The 4,005-nt window shown below is 52.8% G+C and carries 6 protein-coding genes; all 6 read left to right on the forward strand.

Annotated features, from left to right (window positions below):
* Positions 1–85: 85 nt before the first annotated feature.
* Positions 86–829, forward strand: coding sequence for a hypothetical protein (locus EI77_RS23130; protein ID WP_133797684.1), 744 nt, complete (start codon positions 86–88; stop codon positions 827–829).
* Entirely contained in the window at positions 813–1,199 is a 387-nt protein-coding gene (locus EI77_RS23135) for a hypothetical protein (RefSeq protein WP_133797685.1), read from the forward strand. The genes EI77_RS23130 and EI77_RS23135 overlap by 17 nt, the downstream gene beginning before the upstream one ends.
* 129 nt (positions 1,200–1,328) lie before the next feature.
* Positions 1,329–2,423: a hypothetical protein gene (locus tag EI77_RS23140; RefSeq protein WP_133797686.1), complete on the forward strand. Its 1,095-nt coding sequence runs from the start codon at positions 1,329–1,331 to the stop codon at positions 2,421–2,423.
* 6 nt (positions 2,424–2,429) lie between these two features.
* Complete coding sequence (locus tag EI77_RS23145) at positions 2,430–2,882, forward strand: hypothetical protein (RefSeq protein WP_133797687.1); 453 nt, start codon at positions 2,430–2,432, stop codon at positions 2,880–2,882.
* 521 nt (positions 2,883–3,403) lie between these two features.
* Positions 3,404–3,661 (forward strand): hypothetical protein, encoded by a 258-nt coding sequence (locus tag EI77_RS23150; RefSeq protein ID WP_133797688.1) that lies wholly within the window; start codon positions 3,404–3,406, stop codon positions 3,659–3,661.
* A gap of 93 nt (positions 3,662–3,754) precedes the next feature.
* Positions 3,755–4,005 (forward strand): hypothetical protein (locus EI77_RS23155; protein ID WP_166647471.1); only part of this gene is annotated, 251 nt, incomplete at its 3' end.

Here is a 4,005-nt window from a genome sequence, read left to right on the forward strand (position 1 = left end):
GTCCATCCCTCAGCCTGGAGCGGCGGCTTCCTCACCCCCGCCGGTATGGCAAGGCCACATAGGCCAGGATGCGCAGGGGCGGCCCGTGCAGGCCACCGTCCATGGACGCAATACGGATGGCAGCTACCATGTCACTATCCAGGGCCGTCCATCCGTGAACCTGAGTGAGGCGGATGCAGCAGCTCTATCCGGCATGAGACCGGATGAACTGCACACGAAGTCTCAAGCCAATGCCGAAGCCTTGCCGCCGGAGCCTGGCATGCCGGAAAAGGCAACCACCCAGGACCACGAACCGGCAGGCAGTGAAGGCGAGTTGGATGAAACAAACGCAGTGAAAGGGGCAGGGCGGTATGATCAAGTGCCGCTGATGGCTAGATGGAAAGACAATCCCGATGGTGCGGTGAGGACCTGGGATGAGGCTAAGCAGATCTTCCGGAAACATATCAAAAAAGTGGAACCAATGATGGAGGAAGCATTGGACTTAGTGGATGTGATAGAAGTCCGATTTAAAACACCAGAAGAGATGAAAGGCAAATGGGCTTCATATGCACCTGCACGTGGGAAAAAGCACTATCAATGGCGTGACTTTTTTGATAATGGACGTATCGTATTGCATGTGGACCAAAGGGTAGTAAAAAGCGATCAAGCAATTCTGGGCATTATCGCCCATGAACTCTATGAGTTAAATGCCATTCGGAATAAGATAGGTTCCGGCTCTATTCCTGCAGTAGCACTCCAGAGATTCATTGATGATGTGCATTCAGCGGCCGTAGAGTTACAAAATAAATCAGTTCATCATAAGCAAAACCAAAATGATAAAACGAACTAAACCCTTCAGCAATGTCAGCGAGAAACGCTCACACTCGTCACATACAGGTGGACTGCCAGTTCATTTGAGACCGGAAGTATGGCTGAATTTGTATATTTATAATGGCGAGCCTACATTCACCTTCTACATCAGCCTGCTCGAATGCACTGTCGGCGCTGATATTGCAGGAGTTCTGAAATGCCTTCCCTCTAATCTTTTTGGTGATTTCAAAGAGACTCTGGTTGAGTTGGCCAGCATAGAGCGAGAAGAAGACTTTGTGATTGTCGGAAGTACTCCGCCGTCTCCTTTGCGCTTGCAGGACATTCTGCGCGTCATCCACTGGCTGGAAGAAAATCCGAATCCAGAGCTAGCACCTCCAGTGGAGGATTAGTTTGGGTGAACTGGCGGAGGTTTTGCTGATGTGCGACGTTAACGTCAGGGTTGTTTAATATGAGGGAGCTAGGATTCGGGATCAGACCGCCTGACCCCGAGTCTCCGCAAGGGCAAGGATGAGGGGGTGATGGACAAGACCTATTCAAAGGCCAACGGCCTGAATGCACCGCACAACGCCGCGCTGCTGGCGCGATACCTCACCACGCAGGATCCGCAGGTGCTCAAACAGCTGACCGAAAGCCTGAAGAAGACTCCGCGACGCGCCGCCATTGAGCGGGACCAGCAGGAGAGCCTGGACAAGAGCCAGGTGGTGAACTTCCTGACTAACCACATGGATGGCGGCGACTACGCGCAAGTGATGGCGGAGGCGGGCAACCCATTGGAGATCGTCGCCAACCTGGTGCCCCTTTTGCGGGGCGCACGCATCGCCAGCCAGGCAGGTAAAAGTGCGTTGAAGATGGCAGGCAGCGCCGTGGGCAGTGTGGCGGCAGACATCGCTCTGGAATCCGTCAATCTGGCGGTGGAAAATCCAGACGCGGCACTGGCCGATTATCTATCCAACGGACGCGATGTGGTGGCTGCTGCGCTAGGCCTGCATGGCGCGGGCATGGTGGCAGGTAAAACCGGACAGGTGATGGGACCAGTAATCGCCCGCGCCGCCGAATCTGCAGGGGATCATCTTGGAAAAGCCCTCAACGAGCTTGTTCCTTGGAAAGCAAAACGAAAAGAAGGGGCACCAGCCGCACTCCTTCTTGGTGAGAAGGAAATAGCCCCTTTAGGCGATGATATAAATCCAGAATCGGAAGCCAGGGCTCCAGTTGGGTTGATGCATTCCAATGACCGTTTTTTAAAGATCTACAATGACCATGCCGATAAGTTGTCTGATCCTGAGTTTTTCGATGTTGTTGCTCACGGCTCCGCCACACAGGTGTCACTTCAATTAGGTTCTTTGATCTCTGCAAACAAGCTGAGAGAATACATGATAAAGGGGGGGTATAAAGGAGGCCCAGTGCGACTTTGTGCTTGTAAAACCGGCGAACTACCTCCTGGCAATGCGCATGGCATTGCACAAGCTCTGGCTAATAAACTAAGAGTTAAAGTTCGTGCCCCCTCGAAAGATCTTGTCATCAGAGAAACCTTTTCCAAGGACAGGGCGTATTTCAGCATCGAAGATGACCATGGTCTTCCTGGACAATGGATTGACTTTGAACCGATCTATTAAATCATTATGACTTGGCCTTTTAAATGGTTTGGCTTCTGGCAGGAAGATGAAAAATATGTAAACGCGCCTTCGGTGCGTGAATTCTGCCAATCCGAATGGTGGCTCGATAAGAACCGGCCGGGAGTGATGGATTACCTTGACCAAGGAGCAACTGTTTGGGCCGTCGGTTCTCAGAAGAATGTTTGTCATCTTTGTCATGCGCCCCTGCCGCCAACATTGGCCATTTGTACAGATGGCGAGTGGGTATGGAACCATCACCTTATTCATTACATTAAAGAACATGGGGTGATCCTTCCCCAAAGCTTTTACAGCCATATAACGCTGAACCAATTCAAGGTGACAATACCTTTAGTGAACGATGAGTATCAGGCCCTTCAAAGCTTAGACTGGTCGATGTTCAAAAATGGCTCTGCCAGATTAGGCATTCGGCAGAAGGCTTCGGATGAACATTACCCGTGAATTTTGCAGAGATGACGAGGGAGTGCCTCGCCCCCATTTGCTTCATGACCGGAGTCGGCACCGGCCAATGCCTGGACCTGCGCTATCAGAGGGAAATCTTTCGCCTGAACTGCGCAAAGAGATGGCAGAGAAGGTACGCTTTCAGGCGAACCAAGCCCGCCCTGGGCTGGCGGGTGACGATGTCGTAACTGCGGATGGAGTTATTCAGAATCACCACGCTTTGATATCTCAATTTTCGCCAGACATAGCGAAATATCGATTTGGGGATAACACAGTAATAGACAAGTCAAAATGAGTAAACAGTAACGCCCGACTACATAAGTAAGTCGGGCGTTATGTCCAAGGCAACGGAAATGATCCCGCGTCTGGAGTTGCTCGGCCTTGCCCCTCTAAGGGGGTCCCCATCTGTAAGGATTCCGACACAGCCCAAGACTCAACCGGCACAGACACCTTGTCCAGGAGCGCACTTTTAGTATCAAGCAGACTGTCGAAAAGTCAACGGTAAAGGACATTGGCATGAGGTGAGTTGGAAAAAACATTACTCTATCATCACCACTGCGTTGGATCGCTTGGCTGTAACGGCTGGTGACCAGGCCGGGAAGGTGCTGGGGAGGATGAGGTATGGGGACGTGCCTAACCAAAAGCAGGTGACTTCCGCAGAGGGGGATGCACCTGTTAAAGCACCCGCACCCGTGCCCAGCCCACCCGAGCCGCAGGCCGAAACACTGACGGATGAACCCCGCCCACTCGACCGCAGTGAGGCAACCCAGCCAATGTAGGATCAAACTCCGCCTTCTCGAGAAGAATTGCATGATGAGGCAGTTCGCCGGGGCCTGATTTCCCCTATCCGCGAGGAGGGTAAGAAGTTTATCGTGATGGATCACGAGGGAACGGAGGCCGTTTTCACCAGCCGCGAAGAAGCCGTCGAGACCGCCTTCGATCTGATGACGCCGGAGCAGCGTGAGAAGGTGGATGCGATGGTAGCAGGGAAAGATGGCAGCGATCCAGCAGCCAGTCCAGAACTAGCGCGCTACCTTCAATACCACCCGAAGCTGGGCCAGGAAAGCTCCCAGCAGGAGCGCCCGCTGTGTCCATCCCTCAGCCTGGAGCGGCGGCTTCCTCA

Source organism: Prosthecobacter fusiformis, assembly GCF_004364345.1.
GTDB lineage: Bacteria > Verrucomicrobiota > Verrucomicrobiia > Verrucomicrobiales > Verrucomicrobiaceae > Prosthecobacter > Prosthecobacter fusiformis.

Bases quoted from the DNA above. Each gene is read 5' to 3' on its own strand.
- EI77_RS23140 (WP_133797686.1), top strand. From the start codon at position 1,329: ATGGACAAGACCTATTCAAAGGCCAACGGCCTGAATGCACCGCACAAC.
- EI77_RS23135 (WP_133797685.1), top strand. From the start codon at position 813: ATGATAAAACGAACTAAACCCTTCAGCAATGTCAGCGAGAAACGCTCA.
- EI77_RS23145 (WP_133797687.1), top strand. From the start codon at position 2,430: ATGACTTGGCCTTTTAAATGGTTTGGCTTCTGGCAGGAAGATGAAAAA.